Raw genomic sequence first — 1,642 nt, forward strand, 5'->3', positions numbered from 1 at the left:
CAGATAACGGTTATTGTGGATAAATCAGATGATAAAAGAATCCAAAAGGTATCATCAATCATACCTTTTGACCGGAACAACTTATGAGATAAAATAAAAAGGGAGCGGTGACGCTCCCTTTTTCCGACATGGAAGAATAGTTATTTGATGCAGTTCATGGTGGCATTTTCTGCATTTAGCTGTTTTTTGACACGCTGTTTCCAAATCATATAAGTAACAATCAGTAAAATACCGGTTGTCAGCCAGGCAGCAGCATCAGCACTGCATACACCCACGTATCCAAAAGGCTTTGTGGCGATCAGGATAACCGCATAACGGCTGAACAGTTCAAGTACACCGCTGAGCATGGGAACCAGACCACGGTCTAAGCCCTGCAGACCATTACGGTATACAAAGATCCATGCCAGAGGCAGCATAAAAATACTTGCAATGTGCAGATACTGCATTGCTGCGTGCAGTGTCTGTTCAGATGGGTTGTGGATGAACCATCCGACCATCGTAGGTCCGGCAAGGCAGCAGAGCAGTGCGGCGGCTCCGGCTGCAAAGAAACATAAATAAAATGCATCTTTCATACCGCGGAAAATGCGGTCATGTTTTCCAGCACCGAGATTCTGTCCGCAGTAGGTGGCCATGGCTGTACCGAGTGTCGGCATGGTCTGGGTGGCGATGTTGCTGACTTTGGAAGCAGCAGTAAAAGCAGCTACCACGCTGGAACCAAACACGTTGACGGCACTTTGCAGGATCATGGTTCCGATTGCTGTGATGGAATAGTTTAAAGCCATCGGAATTCCCACAGACAGCATCCGGCGGATCTCATGAAAATCACAGTAATAATCTTCGCGTGTGGTCCGCAGGATGTCATGTTTGCGGAACATGACGATGAAACATAAAACTGCGGAAACCGCCTGCGAGATAACGGTGGCATAAGCGGCACCGGCAGTGCCGAGTTTTACCACAACAATAAGGAAGATGTCCAGAAAAATATTGAGACCGCTGGACAGGATCAAAAAATAAAGTGGTGTCCGGCTGTCACCGATCCCACGTAAAATACCGGATGCTACGTTATATGCCATGGTAGCAAAGATACCGGCAAAGATGACCCGGATGTACCGGTTTGCCAGTGTGAGGATATTTTCCGGAGTATTCAGCCACAGAAGCAGCTGGCGGGAAAACGCAACCGTAGGAACGGTCAGAATCATGGAAATTACAACCGTTAAAAGCAGTGAAAGTGCTACGCAATGACGGAGAAGTTTCATGTCTTTGGCACCGAATGCATGGGATACCATGACACCGAATCCCTGAGCAATTCCGTTGGCGAAACCGAGAACCAGAAACATCAGGCAGCCCGTAGAACCAACGGCGGCCAGTGCATCCTCCCCAAGATACTGGCCTACGATCACGGTGTCTACCATGTTGTAGAACTGCTGGAACAGATTTCCAAGCAGAACCGGAAGGGAAAAAAGAAGAATGATCTTCATTGGATTTCCGATCGTCATGTCTTTTCTCATAGTAAAATCTCCTTTACCTCTTATTCATTTGTAATTGTAGTCAAAGAAAGAGACTAACAGTAAGGATAGTCTCTTTTCGTGCGGGCAACAGGACTTGAACCTGCACGGTCTCCCACTAGAACCTAAATCTAGCG

The 1,642-nt window shown here is 47.1% G+C and carries 1 protein-coding gene; it reads right to left on the reverse strand.

Going from position 1 to position 1,642, the window contains the following annotated elements; all coding sequences use genetic code 11:
- Nucleotides 1-140: 140 nt before the first annotated feature.
- A complete protein-coding gene (locus ACLTOH_RS15215) occupies nucleotides 141-1,508 on the reverse strand; it encodes an MATE family efflux transporter (protein ID WP_412224360.1) in 1,368 nt (455 codons plus the stop codon).
- Nucleotides 1,509-1,642 lie beyond the last annotated feature (134 nt).

The sequence above is a fragment of the Waltera sp. genome (assembly GCF_046969025.1).
GTDB lineage: Bacteria > Bacillota > Clostridia > Lachnospirales > Lachnospiraceae > Acetatifactor > Acetatifactor acetigignens.

Coding starts and splice junctions, on each gene's coding strand:
- ACLTOH_RS15215 (WP_412224360.1), bottom strand. CDS start 1,508: ATGAGAAAAGACATGACGATCGGAAATCCAATGAAGATCATTCTTCTT.